The organism is Herbaspirillum sp. DW155 (assembly GCF_037076565.1).
Lineage (GTDB): Bacteria > Pseudomonadota > Gammaproteobacteria > Burkholderiales > Burkholderiaceae_D > Herbaspirillum.
Genome location: NZ_AP029028.1, coordinates 4554331 through 4571686, shown reverse-complemented (window position 1 = coordinate 4571686; position 17356 = coordinate 4554331). Strand labels below are relative to the sequence as shown.

Below are 17356 nucleotides of genomic sequence, written 5' to 3'. Positions count from 1 at the left end.
AGAAAACGTCAGGCTGGAAAACGGCGGCGCAAGCTGGAGACCTCGCGCCGCCGCGCGGACAGGGCAGGGCGGATTACGGATTGACCGCCTTCCAGTTGCCGTTCTGGATGGTCAGCATGATGCGCGCATCATCACCCAGGCCGAAGTGATCCTTGGGCGAGTAATTCAGCGTGCCCTGCGAGATCTGGATCGGACCGGCGCTTTCCAGCGCTTCCTTCAGGGCCGCACGGAAGGCGGGCGTACCGGGTTTGGCTTTCTTGAGCGCCATCGGCACCACCTTTTGCAGCACCAGTTGCGCATCATAGGTATGCGCCGCGAAGAGATTGCGCGTACCTGCGCCAAACTGCTTCTCGTAACGCGTGACGAAATCCGTCGCCAGCGGCTTGGAGGGATTGCCGTCCGGCAGGGCTTCCGGCACCACGGCCGGTCCCGAGATGACGTAGGCACCTTCCACATCCTTGCCGCCCAGGCGGATCAGGTCGCGCGAGGCGGCACTGTGGGTCTGGAAGATCTTGCCCTTGTAGCCGCGTTCGATGAGCGCCTTGTGCGGCATGGCCGCGCCGCTGCCGGAGGCCACCACCAGCACTGCATCCGGGTTGGAACTGACCACGCGCAGGGCTTGTGCGGTCACGCTGGTGTCGGCGCGCGAGAAGCGTTCCACCGTACCCATCTTCATGCCGGCGGCGGTGGCCAGGCGCTGTACTTCCTTGAGCCAGTTCTCTCCATAGGAGTCGGAGTAGCCGAGGAAGCCGATGGTTTTTACGCCCATCTTCTTCATCTGCTCCACTACGCCACCGGCCATGACGGCGGTCGATTGCGGCAGGCGGAAGGTCCAGGCGTCTTTTCCTTCAGCGGTCTCGATAGGGGAGATGGCCAGCTGCACCGTCTGCGATTCCAGCGCCACGTCGGCCACGGCCAGCGTGGGCGGCACGGCGGCCGAGCCGATGAGCAGGTCCACCTTGTCCTCGGCCACCAGGCGGCGCGCGTTCTTGCTGGCCTGGGTGGGATCGGTGGCGTCGTCGAGGATGATCATCTTGACCTTCTCGCCGCCGATGGTCTCGGGCCACAGCGCAAAGCCGTTCTTGGCCGGAATGCCCAGGCCCGAACCGGGACCGGTCAGCGACATCACCACGCCGATGGTCAGTTCGGCATGTGCCATGCCTGCACAGGCCAGCATGGCTGCCAGTACGCCTGCCTTGATTGCCAGTTTGGTTTTCATCTCCGTCTCCTTGTATTTATGTATCGAATGCTCGATTTATAGCGGGCAGTGCGTAATCGTCCTGCCTCGTTTGCTGCTGATTCACTACGGTCCGAACGGGGGCTCATCGTTCAGCTGCACATCTCCCTGATATCTGCCGGAATGGGAATCGCCTTGATGCGGTCAGGATCATCCGGATGGCGGATGGCGAAGACGCGCACGTCGCGGCCTTCGCACAGCAGTTCGCCATCGCGCCTGATCTCATGCTGCATCACGAAGGTCTTGTCATTCCATTCGACGATGGTGGAATGCACTTCGATGCGGTCACCATAGGTGGCAGGACGCACGAAGCGCGAGCTGATATCCACCACCGGCGTGCCGATGATGCCGCGCGTCTTTTCGGTTTCGCGCCAGGGCGGCACGCCGCATTCATGGAAGAAATTGCGTGAGGCCGCGTCATACCAGCGGAAGAAATTGGGGAAGTAGACGATGCCGGCCGGATCGCAATCGCCGAATTCCACGCGTACCGGATGAATGATGGTCTTGCCCATGCCTGCTCCTCGATCCTTAACGTGGCGCCAGGCGCAATGCGCCGTCGAGGCGGATCACTTCGCCATTGAGCGAGAGATTGGTGGCGATGTGCAGGGCCAGCTGCGCATATTCTTCGGCCTTGCCCAGGCGCTTGGGGAAGGGGATGGAGGCGGCCAGCGATTGCTGTACCTCTTCCGGCAGCTTGTAGAGCAGGGGCGTGAGGAACAGGCCCGGCGCGATGGTCACCACGCGGATGCCGTGTTGCGCCAGGTCACGTGCCAGCGGCAGGGTCATGGACGTGATGCCGCCTTTGGAAGCCGCGTAGCCGGCTTGTCCGACTTGTCCATCGAAAGCCGCCACCGAGGCGGTCGCCACGATCACGCCGCGCTCGCCCTCGGCCAGAGGCTCGGCAGCGGCCATGCGTGCGGCTGCCAGGCGGATCACGTTGAAGGTGCCGATCAGGTTGACGTTGACGATGCGGCTGAAATCCTCCAGCGGCATCGGGCTGCCATCCTTGCCCACCATGCGTTTTGCGCCACCGATGCCGGCACAGTTGATGAGGATGCGCGGCACGCCGTTGGCCTCTTGCGCGGCATCGAGGGCAGCCTGCACCGAAGCGCTGTCGGTGATGTCGCAGCGCACGGCATGGCAGCGCAGTTCATCGGCCAGGGCCTGGGCCGCTTCCATGTTGACGTCGAGGATGGAGACGCGGGCGCCGGCCTGCACCAGCTGGCGCACGGTCTCGGCTCCGAGTCCGGAGGCGCCGCCCGTCACCAGGGCAGCTTGTCCTTGCAGTTGCATGAAGAATGTCCTTCTCGAATGAACGGTTCAGTGGGAAGCCGAGGGGTTTTCCAGCAGCAGGGCAATGCCCTGGCCGCCGCCGATGCAGGCCGAGGCCACGCAGTAGCGTGCGCCACGGCGGTTCATCTCACGGGCTGCCGTGATCGACAGACGCACCCCGGTCGCAGCCAGCGGGTGGCCCAGGGCGATGGCGCCACCGTTGACGTTGAGGCGTTCGCGGTCGATGCCCAGTTCCCGTTCAACGGCCACGATCTGCGCGCCTTGCGCCTCGTTGATCTCGAAGCAGCCGATGTCGGCTACCGTGAGGCCGTTGCGTTCCAGCAGTGTGCGGATCGCCGGCACCGGGCCGATGCCCATGATCTCGGGCGGCACGCCCGCGACGGCCGCCGCGACCACGCGCGCCAGCGGCTGCTTGTCATGGCGGCGCACGTAATCGCCCGAGGCGACGATGGTGGCGGCCGCCGCATCGACCAGCGCCGAGGAGTTGCCACCGGTCTGCACCCCGTCCGGATAGAGCGTGCGCAGCCTGGCCAGTACCTCTACCGGCGAAGGGCGCGGATGGGTGTCGGTGGCGGCTTCGCTGATCTTGCCTTGCAGCTTGATGTGACGGTCGTTGTAGCCATCCAGGCGGAAGGTTTCATTGACGACCGGGACGATCTCGCCCGCGTGGAAGCCGGCGGCCTGTGCCTTGAGCGCGCGCTCGAAGGAATACGCGGCGTATTCGTCGACCTCGGCGCGGGTGATGCCATATTTCTTCGCCAGGTTCTCGGCCGTCTGCGGCATGGTGATGCCGGGGGCCGGATCGACCAGTGCTTCCCACATGTAGTCCTGGAATTCCACCGGTGCGCCCAGCTTGAAGCCGGTGCGATGGCCGAAGGCGGCGATGGGATTGCGCGTCATCGATTCGCTGCCGACGATCAGCGCGGTCTCGGTATAGCCGCGTTCGATCTGATCGCCGGCCTGACGGATCAGTTCGAAACCGGTGCCGCAGATGCGCTGGACCATGATGGCCGGCGTGCTGATGGGCACGCCCGCATACAGGCCGATGTGACGCGGCAGCATGTACTGGTAGGCGTCGCCGGGCGCCATGTTGCCGGCGATGACCGAACCGATGTCGGTAGCGGCGATACCGGTGCGCGCCAGCACTTCGCGCGCCACCTTGATACCCATGTCGGTGGGCGAGAGCTGGCTGAAGTTGGTGCAGTAATCCACCATGGGCGTGCGTACGCCGCCGACCAGCCAGATGTCGTTGAAGCTGGAATAGAACGCTGCTTGTGCCATGTCTGTTGCTTCCTCAGTGAGCGGGGGAGAGCGCGGCCTGCGCGGTCAGCACGGCCGGATCGGTGCCGGCGTAGAGCATCTCCACCAGGGCAGCGCGGTGGGTCAGCACGGAGCGCTGGTTGACGGAACCCTTGTCGGTGATTTCGCCACGATCAAAGGATGGCGGGTCGATCAGCACCAGTGCCCGGGTCACGCGGTTGGAACTGCCGGTGGCATGCGCTTGCAGACGGTCCAGCACGCCCTGGAAGAAGTCGCGCACCGGCGCCGCATTGAGCACGTCTGCGCGCGGTGCGTCGGCGGGCAGGCGCGCCAGCTGGCGGCAGCGTTCGATGTTGGGGACGATGAGCATGCCCACTTCGTTGCGGTCGTGGCCGGTGATGACGGCATCCTGCAGGTAGGGAGCGCCTTCATGCGCAATCAGGGCGCGCAGGGGGCCCACGCTGACCCAGGTGCCGGTATAGAGCTTGAAGTCCTCGGCCACCCGGCCATCGAACATGAAACCGCGATCCGGATGGGCGGGGTCCAGCCAGCGTACCGCGTCACCGGAGCGGAAATAGCCCTCTTCATCGAAGGCCTCGGCGGTCTGTTCCGGGGCGCGCCAGTAACCGGGCGTGACGTTGGGGCCGCGATAGCGGATCTCGATCTTGTCGCCATTGGGTACCAGCTTGATTTCCATGCCCGGCGTGGGAATGCCGATCTGCCCGGCCTGCACCTGGTGGTCCACCACGAACAGCGCCGAGGGCGAGGTCTCGGTCATGCCCAGACCGCAGGACATCACGATGCGTTCGCCGCAGGTGGCCTCGGCCGTGGCGTGCAGCTTGTCCCAGACCGGCTGGGCCAGGGCGGCACCGGCATAGAACTGCATGCGCAGGCGGCTATAGAATTTCTCGCGCAGCGCCTGGTCCTTCTCCAGCGCGTGGGCGATGCCTTCCCAGCCCACCGGTACGTTGAAATACACGGTCGGTGCAATCTCATGCAGGTTGGCCAGGGTGGTCGCCAGACCCTGCGGCGTGGGTTTGCCCTCGTCGATGTACATGGTGCCGCCGTTGTAGATCACGATGCCCACGTTGTGGTTGGCACCGAAGGTGTGATTCCAGGGCAGCCAGTCGATCAGGATGGGCGGCTCTTCGGCCAGGAAGGGGAAGGTCTGCACGATCATCTGCAGATTGCTGCACATCATGCGCTGGGTATTGATGACCGCCTTGGGCATCTTGGTCGATCCCGAGGTGAAGAGGAACTTGACGATGGTGTCCGGACCGGTGGCGGCATAGGCGCGCTCGACTTCATCGCCGGCGCGTGTGGCTTCCAGCTCGGCATAGAGCGTGCACTCGCGCCCGGCGGGCGGTGCCTCGGTGACCACGAATTCGATGTCGGGGGCGACCGCATTGACGGCAGCGGCGAACTTCTCGCCATGCGCGGCGAAGATCAGTCCGGGCGTGAGCAGCTGCACCGCATGGCGCAGCTTGGCGTAGTCCTTGGACAGCAGCGAATAGGCCGACGACACCGGGGCATACGGCACGCCCGCGTAGTGGCAGCCCAGCACCAGCATGGCGTGTTCGAGATCGTTCTCGGACAGGATCAGCAGCGGGCGCTCGGCCGACAGCCCGCGCTGCAACAGCGCCTGGCCGATGCGGCGTGCGCTTTGCAGCGCCTGGCCGTAGCTGATGCGGCGCCACTGGCCATCCTTATCCCGACGCGCCATGTAGGTGCGGTCGGGATCGACCGTGGCCCAGTGGATCAGCTTGTCGGTCAGGCGCGCCGGATAGGCTTCCAGCGGCTGGCGGGTCTTGACGATGGAGATGCCGTCAGCGCCCGGCACGACGTCAACGCCGCCGATACCGAACCTGACGCTGCGATAGCGAGGTGGAGTGTTCATACATGTCTCTGTTGTGTTGCCGGTCCGGGCCTAGCCGGGCTGGCGTGTTGTTGTGTACTTCTCTGTATTACTGACTTGCTGGCCTGCTTATTTTTTTCAGGTGGGCCTGACCTTGTTCTGCTTGTGATCGAGGAAGGCCGCTAGGCGGCCCTTGGTATCGGGATCGCTGCCGGCCACGGCAGCCATGAGCGATTCGGTCATCAGGCCGTCCTGGATCGACTGGTCATGGATGCGCGGCAGCACGTGCATGATGCCGTAGTTGGTCATGGGCGCATTGCGGGCGATGCGCTCGGCCAGTTCGCGCGCCTTGTCCAGCCCGGTGCCGGCGGCCACGCTGTATTGCGAGATGCCGGCCTGATGACCTTCTTCGGCATTCAACACGCGCCCGGTCAGCATCATGTCGGCCATGCGCGCCACGCCGATCAGGCGCGAGATCCGTACCGAACCGCCGCCGCCGACGAAGAGGCCACGCTGTCCTTCCGGCAAGCCATAGAAGGCGCTCGGTTCGGCCACCCGGATATGCGCGGCCGAGGCCAGTTCCAGCCCGCCGCCGATCACCGCGCCATGCAGCACGGCAATCACGGGCACGCGGCCGAAGGCGATCTGCTCGAAGGCCGCATGCCACATGCGGGAGTGATGCAGGGATTCGGTGGTGTCGCGCTCGCGCAGTTCGGACAAATCCAGACCGGCGCAGAAGTGTTCGCCGATACCGTGGATGATGGCCACCTTCACGCCCTCGGGCAGATCCTGGAAACAGTCGCGGATGGCACGCACCAGCGGATCATTGAGGGCGTTGCGTTTGGCCGCGCGGTTGAGCGCGATCTCGGCGATGGCGCCGTGAATTTGGATGTCGATGAGGTCGCTGTGCTGGTTCATGCTGTCTCTGAAGGTCTCTGAATGTCTCTGTGTGCTGCGTTGGCTTTTGGAATTAGTTATAACTTATAACGTTTATTCAGTATAAGTAAAGTCGAGGTAAACGCAAGCCCTTCGGCATTTCGCTCGGTGCGAACAACGTAAAAGCGGGCGATTAACGAACGAAAATGAAGTCGCCCGCATCGGCCGGAATTGCTGCGCCGCGTCGCAATGATGACGGCGTGATGACCGATATCGCGCCAGCCTGCATCGCTGTTGGGCCACTAAAGAAAAACGCCGGTGTGCACTGCATCACCGGCGTTTCCGTGGAGTATCGGCGAGTGATTACTTGCCGGTGTCCTTCATGTTGTCGAACTTGTCGAACTCGACGTTGTAGGCTTCGTTGCCGATCTTCTCGACCTTGCGCACGTAGACGGTCTGCACGATGTCGCGCGTGGCCGGGTCGATAGCAATGGGGCCGCGCGGGCTGACCAATTTCATGGTCTTGAGGATGGCCATGGCGCGGTCGCCATCGATCTTGCCGTTGAGTTTCCTGCTGACTTCGTAGATGGCGTTCATGCCGTCATACGCGGCCACGGCCATGAAGTTGGGACGGCCCGCGTCGGGATTGGCGGCCGCAAAGCTTTTCAGGAAGGCCTTGTTCTCCGGCGAATCATGCGCGGCCGAATAGTGGAAGGTGGTGATCACGCCCAGCGTGGAGTCGCCCATGGCCGGCATCACATGATCGTCGGTCAGGTCGCCGGTGGCGATGACCTTGATGCCGGCCTCGGCCAGGCCGCGTTCACGGTAGCCTTTCATGAAGGCAATGCTTTGCTCGCCGGCCGGCACGAAGATGAACACCGCCTCCGGCTTGGCATCCTTGATGCGCTGGATGTAGGGAGCGAATTCAGGATTGCGCAGCGGTACCCGGATCGATTCGACCACCTGGCCGCCACCACCCAGCAGATTGGTCTTGAAGGCGGTCTCGGCATCGATGCCCGGCCCGTAATCGGCCACCAGCGTGACCACGCGCCTGATGCCGTTCTTCAGCGCCCAGCTTGCCATGGGGCCGGAGACCTGCGGCAGCGTCATCGAAAATCGCGCGATGTAGTTGGACTTGGTGGTGATGACGGAGCTGGCCGCGTTCATGATGATCATGGGCTTTTTGGCCTGCTCGGCGATGGGCGCGACGGCCAGCGCTTCGGGCGTCAGACCGAAGCCGGCCAGGAAATCCACCTTGTCGCGCACGACCAGTTCCTGCGCCAGACGCTTGGCGATTTCCGGCGCGGGGCCGGTGGTGTCCTTGATGATGATCTGTACCTTCTTGCCGGCAACCTGGTCACCATGCTGCGCCATGTAGGCCTTGATGCCGCCTTCCATCTGCTTGCCATAGTCGGCGAAGGGGCCGGAGAAGGCGGCGATCAGGCCGACCTTGATGGTTTCCTGACCGTGCGCAAGCGCGCTCAGCAAGGTGCCGGAGGCGGCCATCACGGCCAGCATTGCGATCTTCTTGAACCTCATTGTCTTGTCTCCTTTGTGATTGGGGTGAGCGGCGATGAGCCTGCGGTTCTGTCGCCGCGCTGATGGTCTCATCGCCGGTCCGACTGTTGCAGACGGACGACGCATCGAATTCCCTTCCTTGGCTCGCCTTGTTGACAAAGCTTCGGTGCGGACAATAGTATCGCACCATCCGTTCGGTGAACAAACTGATGTGCGGTAGCCGAACGACCAATAAAAGTTATAAATAATAAGCAACGAGACGCTTCTTTCTGCGGTGCCCGCCTGGCGGCGCCGACCAACTCGCTTTTTTGAAGATGACACCGGAGGTGTCACCGCAGTACGCATGCCGATGGCGCTGACCATGGGGCCGGGGGATTTTTTCGCCCGCGCTTCGGGAAGCCGCCATGCGGCCGCAGGAATTCGCAACAGGCAGTCGCAGTACACCCAGAGGGGGACTGGCCACACCGGAAGTCCCCCGGCCGGGGAGCGGCGAATCGCTGGCGTGCGCCTGGAGGAGGGCGAGCGCCGGCAGTGAACCGGCCATTCACATTCAATGAAATCAGGAGGAGATGGCAATGACAACAAAAAACACCTTGCGCGCAGTGGCCCTGGCCGCGGCCGCATGTGCGATGTACACAGGCATGGCCGGTTCGGCCATGGCACAGAGTTCGGTGACCATCTATGGGATCATCGATACCGGCGTGGTCTACACCACCAATGCCAATGCGGCCGGCAATTCGGTCTTCAAGATGCCATCGCTGACGGGCACGTTCCCCTCGCGCATCGGCTTCCGTGGTACGGAAGATCTGGGCGGCGGCCTGCAGGCGATGTTCGTGCTGGAAAACGGTTTCGCGCCCGACACCGGCGCCCTGGGGCAGGGCGGACGCCTCTTCGGCCGCCAGTCGTATGTGGGACTGAAGGGGGGCTGGGGCCAGCTCATGCTGGGTCGCCAGATCAACATGACCTACATCTCGCAGCTCAAGACGGACGTGATGGGGCCCAACATCTTCGCTATCGGCAGCATCGACAGTTATCTGCCCAATGCCCGCAGCGATAACGCCATCGGCTATCTTGGCAGTTTCAGCGGCTTCACCGTGGGCGCGACCTACAGCTTCGGGCGCGATGCGTCCTCAGCCGGTGGCCCGGCCGCGACCAACTGTCCCGGCGAAGTGGCGGGCAACAGCAAGGCCTGCCGCCAGGTCACCGGCCTGCTGGGGTATGACGGCCAGGGCTGGGGCGTCACCTCCTCCTATGACATCCTGTATGGCAATACCGGCGCTTCCGGTGGCCTGACCAGCAGCGACAACAGCGATCAGCGCGTCACCCTCAACGGCTACTACATGATCGGTGATGTCAAGATCGGTGGCGGCGTGGTGGATCGCCGTACCCGCGCGGCCACTACCAATACCGATTCGGATCTCTACTACCTGGGCTTGAGCTATCCGCTGACCACCGCTCTGGTACTGGATGCGCAGGTCTCGCGCCTGGACGTCAAGAACAGCGCCAACGACGTCACCCTGTCGGTGGCGCGGCTGACCTACAACCTGTCCAAGCGCACGGCGCTCTACACCTCGGTGGGCTACATCAAGAATGGCGGCACCTCGGCGGTGGCTATCGATGCCGGTGGTACCGTGGGCGCGGGCAAGAACCAGTTTGGCGTGATGTCGGGCATCCGTCACACCTTCTGATCCGGCGGGTCAATGAACGACAGGCAGTCTTGAGGAGGATGGCGCACCCGGACACCAGATGGGTGCGCCGACATCCGCAGTACGACAAAGGCAGGGTCTGTTTTTGTCTTCGGTCCGCGCTCCTCTTTGCAGGAGGCGCGGACCTGTTTTTTCAGGGCAGCAGCACCGACAATTCCTGCGCGCCGCGCAAGAGCACCGGCAGGATCTCTTCTTCCATCTGTGCCAGCGAGACGCGCGCGGCCTGTGCGCCCACGTTCAATGCCGCCAGCACGTTGCCGGAGGCGCCGCGCACGGGCACGGCGATGGAGCGCAGGCCGACTTCGAGTTCTTCATCGATGACGGCATAACCCTGCTCGCGCACGCCGGCCAGGATGTCGCGCAGGCGTCGTTGCGAGACCACCGTCTTGTCGGTCAGTGCGCGCAGCTTGACCTTCTCGAAGTAGGCCTTGAGCTGGTCATCCGGCAGATGCGCCAGCATGGCCCGGCCCAGCGAGGTGCAATAGGCCGGCAGGCGACTGCCGGTATTGAGCGCCACCGACATCACGCGCGAAGTGGCCGAGCGCGCGACGTAGAGCACTTCATTGTCATCCAGCACCGCCAGCGAGCAGGACTCGCCCAGGGTGCGGCTGATGTTGTTCAGGTAGGGCTGTGCAGAAACGGTCAACGGGGTGGACGACAAATAGGAGTAGCCCAGCGTGAGGATCTTGGGACGCAGCGAGAAATTGTTGACGTCCGAATCGGCATAGCCCAGTTGCTTCAAGGTGTGCAGGCAGCGCCGCACGGCCGCTCGCGGAATGCCCGTCTTCTGGCTGATCTGGGCGATGGTCAGGCTGCGGCGCGAATCACTGAAGGCGCGGATCACCGCCAGTCCGCGTGCCAGCGAGGTCATGAAGCTGGGATCGGTGAGGGCGTCGATCTCTTCGGCGATGGTCAGCTCGCGTTCGGCCTCGGGCGCGCTGCCGCCCCGGTCTTCGTCCCTGGCCTTGCTGCGGCGACTGGCCGTGGCTGCAGTCTTCGGCAGCTTGGCATCCTTGGCAGCGGTGGCGCTTTTGGCGGCGGTCTTGCGGGTTTTGGCAGCAGGTGCGATGGGCATGGGCTCTGATGGGCTCTCTGATCTGATGAAAGAGGTCGGTATGGGCAATGTCAGGTGACGTCAGGATTTTAGCGTTTTGTGCGGCAAGCGAACACATCCTGCGGTTTTTTCTTGACGGCCGTCAAGCCGGATCGCTAAACTCTTTTTGTGCGAAAATCAAACATTAGTTCGGTGATCGAACATATCGGTGCAGAAAACGTCAGCCCGCCGACGCCCGTTGAGCCCTGTTGACGCCCCTCTGAACCCGCCGACATGCCCGTCCACACCGGCACAGACAAGTCCCGAAGCGCCTGACCGCATGGCACAGAGAAGTGCGGCCAGGCATCCAGCAGGCGCAGTTGCAGGCGCCTCATCTAAAGTGAGAGCAACGTGATCAATAAAATTTCTGACTCCCTGGAGCAGGCGGTGGCCGATATCCATGATGGCGCCACCATCATGATCGGTGGCTTCGGCAATGCCGGCATGCCCTCGGCCCTGATCGATGCGCTGATCGCCCAGGGCGCGCGCGATCTGACCATCGTCAACAACAATGCCGGCAACGGCGATACCGGCCTGGCCGCCTTGCTCAAGACCAGGCGTGTCAGAAAGATCATCTGTTCCTTCCCGCGCCAGACCGATTCCCACGTCTTCGATGCGCTCTACCGCGCCGGCGAAATCGAACTGGAACTGACCCCGCAAGGCAACCTGGCCGAGCGCATTCGCGCCGCCGGTGCCGGCATCGGCGGATTCTTCTCCCCCACCGGTTATGGCACCATGCTGGCCGAAGGCAAGGAAACCCGCTTGATCGATGGCAAGCACTACGTGCTGGAGTCGCCCATCCACGCCGACTTCGCGCTCATCAAGGCGCTGCGTGGCGACCGCTGGGGCAACCTGGTGTATCGCAAGACCGCGCGCAACTTCGGTCCCATCATGGCCATGGCCGCCAAGGTCACCATCGCTCAGGTGAGCGAAGTGGTAGAGCTGGGCCAGCTCGATCCGGAAAACATCATCACGCCCGGCATCTTCGTGCAGCGGATCGTGCAAACCAAGGAGGCACAGCAATGAAGCGCTTTACCCGTGAAGAGATCGCCGCCCGCGTGGCCCAGGATATTCCCGAGGGCGCCTACGTGAACCTGGGCATCGGCCTGCCGACCAAGGTGGCCAACTATCTGCCGGCCGACAAGGAAATCTTCCTGCACAGCGAAAACGGTGTGCTCGGCATGGGCCCGGCCCCGGCTCCCGGCGAGGAAGACGAAGACCTCATCAATGCCGGCAAGCAGCCGGTCACCCTGCTCACGGGTGGCGCCTACTTCCACCATGCGGATTCGTTCGCGATGATGCGCGGCGGCCATCTCGACATCTGCGTGCTGGGTGCCTTCCAGGTCTCGGCCAAGGGCGACCTGGCCAACTGGCATACCGGTGCGCCCGACGCCATCCCTGCGGTGGGCGGTGCGATGGACCTGGCCATCGGCGCCAAGCAGGTGTTCGTGATGATGGACCACCAGACCAAGACCGGCGAGAGCAAGCTGGTGCAAGCGTGTTCCTATCCGCTGACCGGTATCGGTTGCGTCAATCGCATCTACACCGACCTGGCCGTCATCGATGTGACCCCGCAAGGCCTGCAGGTGCGCGAGATCGTCGAAGGCCTGTCCTTCGAGCAATTGCAGGAGATGACCGGCGCGCCGCTGCGCCCGGCCGCCTGAACCCGTCACTCTTATCGCTGTGAGGAATGCATGAAAGACGTATTTATCTGTGACGCCATCCGTACCCCCATCGGCCGCTATGGCGGCGCGCTCAAGGACGTGCGCGCCGATGATCTGGGTGCCGTGCCGCTGCGCGCGCTCATGGAGCGCAATCCGCAGGTGGACTGGAAGGCTGTCGATGATGTGATCTTCGGCTGCGCCAATCAGGCCGGTGAAGACAACCGTAACGTGGCACGCATGTCACTGCTGCTGGCCGGCCTGCCGCAGGAAGTGCCGGGCAGCACCATCAACCGCCTGTGCGGTTCCGGCATGGATGCGCTGGGCACGGCCGCGCGCGCCATCAAGTCCGGCGAGACCCAGCTGATGATTGCCGGCGGTGTCGAATCGATGACCCGCGCCCCCTTCGTGATGGGCAAGGCCGACAGCGCCTTCTCACGTCAGGCCGCGATCCAGGACACCACCATCGGCTGGCGTTTCGTCAATGCCCTGATGAAGCAGAAGTATGGCGTGGATGCCATGCCCGAGACCGCCGAAAACGTCGCCGTCGATTTCAAGATCAGCCGCGAAGACCAGGACCAGTTCGCCGTGCGCAGCCAGGCCAAGGCTGCCGCCGCGCAGGCCAACGGCACCCTGGCGCAGGAAATCGTCCCGGTGGTCATCCCGCAGAAGAAGGGCGACCCCATCACCGTGAGCCAGGATGAACATCCGCGCGCGACCAGCATGGAAGCGCTGGCCCGTCTGAAGGGCGTGGTCCGGCCCGATGGTAGCGTTACCGCCGGCAATGCCTCGGGCGTCAACGATGGCGCGTGCGCCTTGCTGCTGGCCAGTGCCGAGGCCGTGGAGAAATACCGGCTCAAGCCGCGCGCCCGCATCCTGGGCATGGCTACGGCCGGTGTTGCGCCGCGCATCATGGGCATGGGCCCGGCCCCGGCCAGCAAGAAGCTGCTGGCGCAACTGGGCATGAGCATCGATCAGATGGACGTGATCGAACTCAACGAAGCCTTCGCCTCGCAAGGCCTGGCGGTGTTGCGCGAACTGGGTGTGGCCGATGACGATGCCCGCGTGAACCCCAATGGCGGCGCCATTGCCTTGGGCCATCCGCTGGGCATGAGCGGTGCCCGTCTGGTCACGACCGCCACCTATCAGCTGGAGCGCACGGGTGGCCGCTACGCGCTGTGCACCATGTGCATCGGCGTGGGGCAGGGTATCGCGATGGTGATCGAGCGCGTCTGATCTACCCGGAATGGCGTGACGCACACGCGGCGTTGCGCCATCCATGAATTCCGCCGTGGTCTTCGTGAAAATTGATCAGGCATGCATTGAGGCAGGCGCAGCACAATAGAAAAATAATTTATCCCATTTCCAAGCGGCCACCGAAAAAAGAGAGCCGCAGGCCAGAAGAGGAGACACATCGCATCATGCATCCGCATCATGACTGCGCGCCGCGTGCGGCTGCGCCCAGCAATCGTCGGCGGGGAGGTGCGCCATGCTAGGCAACTTCCTCGGTGTGCTCTTCGACGGCATCGCCTATGGCAGCCTGCTGTTCCTCATCAGCGTGGGCCTGTCGGTGACCATGGGCATGATGAATTTCATCAACCTCGCACACGGTGCCTTTGCCATGCTGGGCGGCTATGTCTGCGTGACGCTGCTCAACGGTATCGGCCTGCCCTTCCTGGCGACGCTGCCATTGGCCTTCATCGCCGCCGCGCTGGTCGGGCTGGTGCTCGAACGCTCCCTCTATCGCCGTCTCTACAAGGCCAGCCATCTTGACCAGGTGCTGTTTTCCATCGGCCTGACCTTCATGTCGGTGGCTGCGGCCACCTGGCAGTGGGGGCCGACCCAGCAGCCGGTGGTGCTGCCGGACTGGCTGCGCGGACAGGTCTGGCTGCTGGGGCTGGAGGTGGGGGCCTATCGCGTCTTCCTGATCGGTGTCGTGGTGGTGGTCACGGTGGCGCTGGGGCTGTTGATCGAGCGCACCCGCTTCGGTGCGCAGATCCGCGCCTCGGTCGATAACCAGGTCGCCGCCGCCGGGCTCGGCATCAACGTCAGCCGTGTCTTCAGCCTGACCTTCGCGCTCGGCTCGGGTCTGGCGGGTCTGGGCGGTGGGCTGGGCATCGATGTGCTGGGGCTGGACCCGACCTTCCCGGTCAAGTACATGGTCTACTTCCTGCTGGTGGTGGCCGTGGGCGGTGCCGGCACCATCAAGGGGCCGCTGCTGGCCGCGGTCATCCTGGGCGTGTTCGACGTGGCCGGAAAATATTACGTGCCCGAGATCGGCGCCTTCGTCATCTATGGCCTGATGGTGGTGCTGCTGATCCTGTTCCCGGCCGGCCTGATGCGCAGACGCGGATGAGTACCTTCAACTCCACTTCCTTACCCGCAGCCCGCACCGGAAAGCCCGCCATGAAGCCTGCCCTGCACCTGCCCAACGACCGCTGGACGCCACTGGAGATCGCCTTCTGGCTGTTGCCGGTCGCGGCCTATTTCGTCTTCCCCGATTATCTGGTGCTGATCAGCCAGATCATGATCGTGGGCCTGTTCGCGCTCTCGCTCGATCTCATCCTCGGTTATGCCGGTATCGTCTCGCTGGGCCATGCCGCCTTCTTCGGCCTCGGTGCCTATACGGCCGGCCTGCTGGCGGTGCATGGCTGGGGCGAGCCCATCACGGGTCTGCTGCTGGCGGCCGGGGTGGCGGCCATCGCCGGGTTTCTGGTGAGCTTTCTGGTGGTGCGCGGGGCCGACCTGACGCGCCTGATGGTGACACTGGGCATCGGCCTGATGCTGTTCGAGGCGGCCAACAAGGCGGCCTCCATCACGGGCGGCGTGGATGGTTTGTCGGGCATGGTGATGGGCAAGATCTTCGGGGTCTTTGAATTCGACCTTAATGGTCGCGTCGCCTATGGCTACAGTTTCGCGGTGCTGCTGTTGTTGTTCGTGGTGCTGCGGCGCCTGGTCAATTCGCCCTTCGGCCTGGGCCTGCGCGGCATTCGCGAGGGTGGCCGCCGCATGCCGGCCATCGGCGCGGACGTCAACCGGCGTCTGGTCGTGATCTTCACCATCGCTGCGGCCGTGGCTGGCGTGGCCGGCGCGCTGCTGGCGCAGACCACGCAGTTCGTCGGACTGGACGTGCTGGGCTTCCCGCGCTCGGCCGAACTGCTCATCATCCTGGTGCTGGGCGGTACCGGTCGCCTGTATGGCGGGCTGGTCGGCGCGCTGGTCTACATGCTGGCGCAGGACACGCTCTCCGGGCTCAATCCGGCTTACTGGCAATTCTGGATCGGCCTGCTGCTGATCGTCATCGTCCTGTTTGCGCGCGGCGGTCTGCTCGGTGGACTGGCCGTGCTGCGCGACAAGTTCTTCAAGGGAGGCCGCGCATGAGCACGCATCTGCATCCTGCCGATACCACGCTGCGCACGGAGGGCCTGAGCAAGCGCTGGGGCAGCTTCGTGGCCAATAGCGACGTTTCGCTCAGCTTTGCACCCGGCGCACGTCATGCGCTGATCGGCCCGAATGGTGCGGGCAAGACCACCTTCATCAACCTGTTGACCGGCGGCTTTGCCCCGAGCAGCGGCAAGGTCTGGTTCGGCGGCGAGGACATCACCGCGCTGCCCCAGCATGAGCGCGTCAAGCGTGGCATGACGCGCACCTTCCAGATCAATACGCTCTTCGCCGGACTCACGGTGCTGGAGTCGGTGGTGCTGGCCATTCAGGAGCGGCGCGGCCTGCAATACCGGTGGTACCAGACCGTGGCCAGCCAGACCGAGGTGGTGGAAGAAGCCATGGCCTTGCTGGTCTCGCTGAAGCTGGAGCAGGAAGCCAACAGCATCACGCGCAGCCTGGCCTATGGCAAGCAGCGTCTGGTCGAGATCGCGCTGGCGCTGGCGACCAGACCCAAGGTCTTGCTGCTGGATGAACCGGCGGCCGGCATTCCCTCGGCGGAAAGCCGCGAGCTCTTCGAGGTGATCGCGCAATTGCCACGCGAGGTCACCATCGTCTTCATTGAACATGACATGGGACTGGTCTTCCGTTTTGCCGAACGCATCACCGTGCTGGTGGGCGGCAAGGTGCTGGTGGAAGGCACGCCCGCCGAGATCGCCGCCGACCAGCGGGTCAAGGAAGTCTATCTGGGGGAGGCCGAACATGTCTGAACTGCTGGCACTGGAAAAGGTCAGCGCCGGCTATGGCGAATCGATCGTGCTGGAAGACATCTCCTTCGCCATGAACGAAGGCGAGAGCCTGGCCCTGCTGGGCCGCAACGGCGTGGGCAAGACCAGCCTCTTGATCACGCTCATGGGCCTGACCCGCCTGCACGGTGGCAGCATCCGCTGGCGTGGCGGCAACATCGCCCGCGTGCCCACCCACAAGCGCGCCCACGCAGGCCTGGGCTGGGTGCCGCAGGAACGCTTCATGTTTCCTTCTCTGTCGGTGGAAGAACACCTGACGGTGGTCGAGCGCGGTGGCCAGTGGAATCTGCAAAAGATTTACCAGATATTCCCGCGCCTGCATGAGCGTCGCCACAACATGGGCAACCAGCTCTCCGGTGGCGAGCAGCAGATGCTGGCGATTGCCCGCGCGCTCATGACCAGTCCCAGCATCCTGCTGCTGGACGAACCGATGGAAGGGCTGGCCCCCATCATCGTGCAGGAACTGCTGAAGGTGATTCGTCGCCTGGTCAGCGAGGAAGGCATGTCGGTGATCGTGGTCGAACAGCACGCGCGCATGGCGCTGTCATTGACCCAGCGCGCCATCGTGCTCGATCGCGGCCGCATCGTGCATGCTTCGGACAGCCAGAGCCTGCTGGCCGATGGCGAGAAACTGGACCGGCTGGTGGCGGTGGCCTGAGCGCGCCTGCGC

The 17356-nt window shown here is 63.9% G+C and carries 16 protein-coding genes; 8 read left to right on the top strand and 8 right to left on the bottom strand.

Going from position 1 to position 17356, the window contains the following annotated elements:
* Positions 1 to 73 precede the first annotated feature (73 nt).
* The 7 genes from AACH55_RS20695 to AACH55_RS20665 all read right to left on the bottom strand — a co-directional run bounded on the left by AACH55_RS20695 (position 74) and on the right by AACH55_RS20665 (position 8060).
* Positions 74 to 1219 (bottom strand): ABC transporter substrate-binding protein, encoded by a 1146-nt coding sequence (locus AACH55_RS20695; RefSeq protein WP_338716505.1) that lies wholly within the window; start codon positions 1217 to 1219, stop codon positions 74 to 76.
* A gap of 110 nt (positions 1220 to 1329) precedes the next feature.
* Positions 1330 to 1749 carry a thioesterase family protein gene (locus tag AACH55_RS20690; RefSeq protein WP_338716504.1) on the bottom strand — a complete coding sequence of 140 codons (420 nt, stop codon included), beginning with the start codon at positions 1747 to 1749 and terminating at the stop codon, positions 1330 to 1332.
* Between the two features lie 16 nt (positions 1750 to 1765).
* Positions 1766 to 2530, bottom strand: coding sequence for an SDR family NAD(P)-dependent oxidoreductase (locus tag AACH55_RS20685; protein WP_338716503.1), 765 nt, complete (start codon positions 2528 to 2530; stop codon positions 1766 to 1768).
* Positions 2531 to 2557: 27 nt separating this feature from the next.
* Positions 2558 to 3811 carry a thiolase family protein gene (locus AACH55_RS20680; RefSeq protein ID WP_338716502.1) on the bottom strand — a complete coding sequence of 418 codons (1254 nt, stop codon included), beginning with the start codon at positions 3809 to 3811 and terminating at the stop codon, positions 2558 to 2560.
* Positions 3812 to 3824: 13 nt separating this feature from the next.
* The gene (locus tag AACH55_RS20675) at positions 3825 to 5687 is read right to left on the bottom strand and encodes a feruloyl-CoA synthase (protein WP_338716501.1); all 1863 of its coding nucleotides are present in this window, start codon (positions 5685 to 5687) and stop codon (positions 3825 to 3827) included.
* A 96-nt stretch (positions 5688 to 5783) separates the two neighbouring features.
* Positions 5784 to 6563 carry a crotonase/enoyl-CoA hydratase family protein gene (locus AACH55_RS20670; protein ID WP_338716499.1) on the bottom strand — a complete coding sequence of 260 codons (780 nt, stop codon included), beginning with the start codon at positions 6561 to 6563 and terminating at the stop codon, positions 5784 to 5786.
* A gap of 321 nt (positions 6564 to 6884) precedes the next feature.
* Entirely contained in the window at positions 6885 to 8060 is a 1176-nt protein-coding gene (locus tag AACH55_RS20665) for an ABC transporter substrate-binding protein (protein WP_338716498.1), read from the bottom strand.
* Between the two features lie 554 nt (positions 8061 to 8614).
* Here AACH55_RS20665 and AACH55_RS20660 point away from each other — a divergent pair.
* On the top strand, positions 8615 to 9727 hold the full coding sequence (locus AACH55_RS20660) for a porin (protein ID WP_338716497.1): 1113 nt from the start codon (positions 8615 to 8617) through the stop codon (positions 9725 to 9727).
* Between the two features lie 151 nt (positions 9728 to 9878).
* Here AACH55_RS20660 and AACH55_RS20655 read toward each other — a convergent pair whose 3' ends face one another.
* Positions 9879 to 10820, bottom strand: coding sequence for an IclR family transcriptional regulator C-terminal domain-containing protein (locus tag AACH55_RS20655; protein ID WP_338716496.1), 942 nt, complete (start codon positions 10818 to 10820; stop codon positions 9879 to 9881).
* Between the two features lie 369 nt (positions 10821 to 11189).
* Between AACH55_RS20655 and AACH55_RS20650 the strand changes: the two genes are divergently transcribed.
* From AACH55_RS20650 to AACH55_RS20620, 7 genes are all read left to right on the top strand, one after another.
* Positions 11190 to 11864, top strand: coding sequence for a 3-oxoacid CoA-transferase subunit A (locus AACH55_RS20650; RefSeq protein ID WP_338716494.1), 675 nt, complete (start codon positions 11190 to 11192; stop codon positions 11862 to 11864).
* Positions 11861 to 12502, top strand: a complete 642-nt coding sequence (locus tag AACH55_RS20645; RefSeq protein ID WP_338716492.1) for a CoA transferase subunit B — start codon at positions 11861 to 11863, stop codon at positions 12500 to 12502. The genes AACH55_RS20650 and AACH55_RS20645 overlap by 4 nt, the downstream gene beginning before the upstream one ends.
* 30 nt (positions 12503 to 12532) lie before the next feature.
* Positions 12533 to 13735: a 3-oxoadipyl-CoA thiolase gene (pcaF, locus tag AACH55_RS20640; RefSeq protein ID WP_338716491.1), complete on the top strand. Its 1203-nt coding sequence runs from the start codon at positions 12533 to 12535 to the stop codon at positions 13733 to 13735.
* A 253-nt stretch (positions 13736 to 13988) separates the two neighbouring features.
* Complete coding sequence (locus tag AACH55_RS20635; protein ID WP_338716490.1) at positions 13989 to 14855, top strand: branched-chain amino acid ABC transporter permease; 867 nt, start codon at positions 13989 to 13991, stop codon at positions 14853 to 14855.
* A 50-nt stretch (positions 14856 to 14905) separates the two neighbouring features.
* Positions 14906 to 15880: a branched-chain amino acid ABC transporter permease gene (locus AACH55_RS20630; protein WP_338716489.1), complete on the top strand. Its 975-nt coding sequence runs from the start codon at positions 14906 to 14908 to the stop codon at positions 15878 to 15880.
* A complete protein-coding gene (locus tag AACH55_RS20625) occupies positions 15877 to 16650 on the top strand; it encodes an ABC transporter ATP-binding protein (protein WP_338716488.1) in 774 nt (257 codons plus the stop codon). Before AACH55_RS20630 ends, AACH55_RS20625 begins: the two co-directional genes overlap by 4 nt.
* A complete protein-coding gene (locus tag AACH55_RS20620; protein ID WP_338716487.1) occupies positions 16643 to 17344 on the top strand; it encodes an ABC transporter ATP-binding protein in 702 nt (233 codons plus the stop codon). Before AACH55_RS20625 ends, AACH55_RS20620 begins: the two co-directional genes overlap by 8 nt.
* Positions 17345 to 17356: the final 12 nt, after the last annotated feature.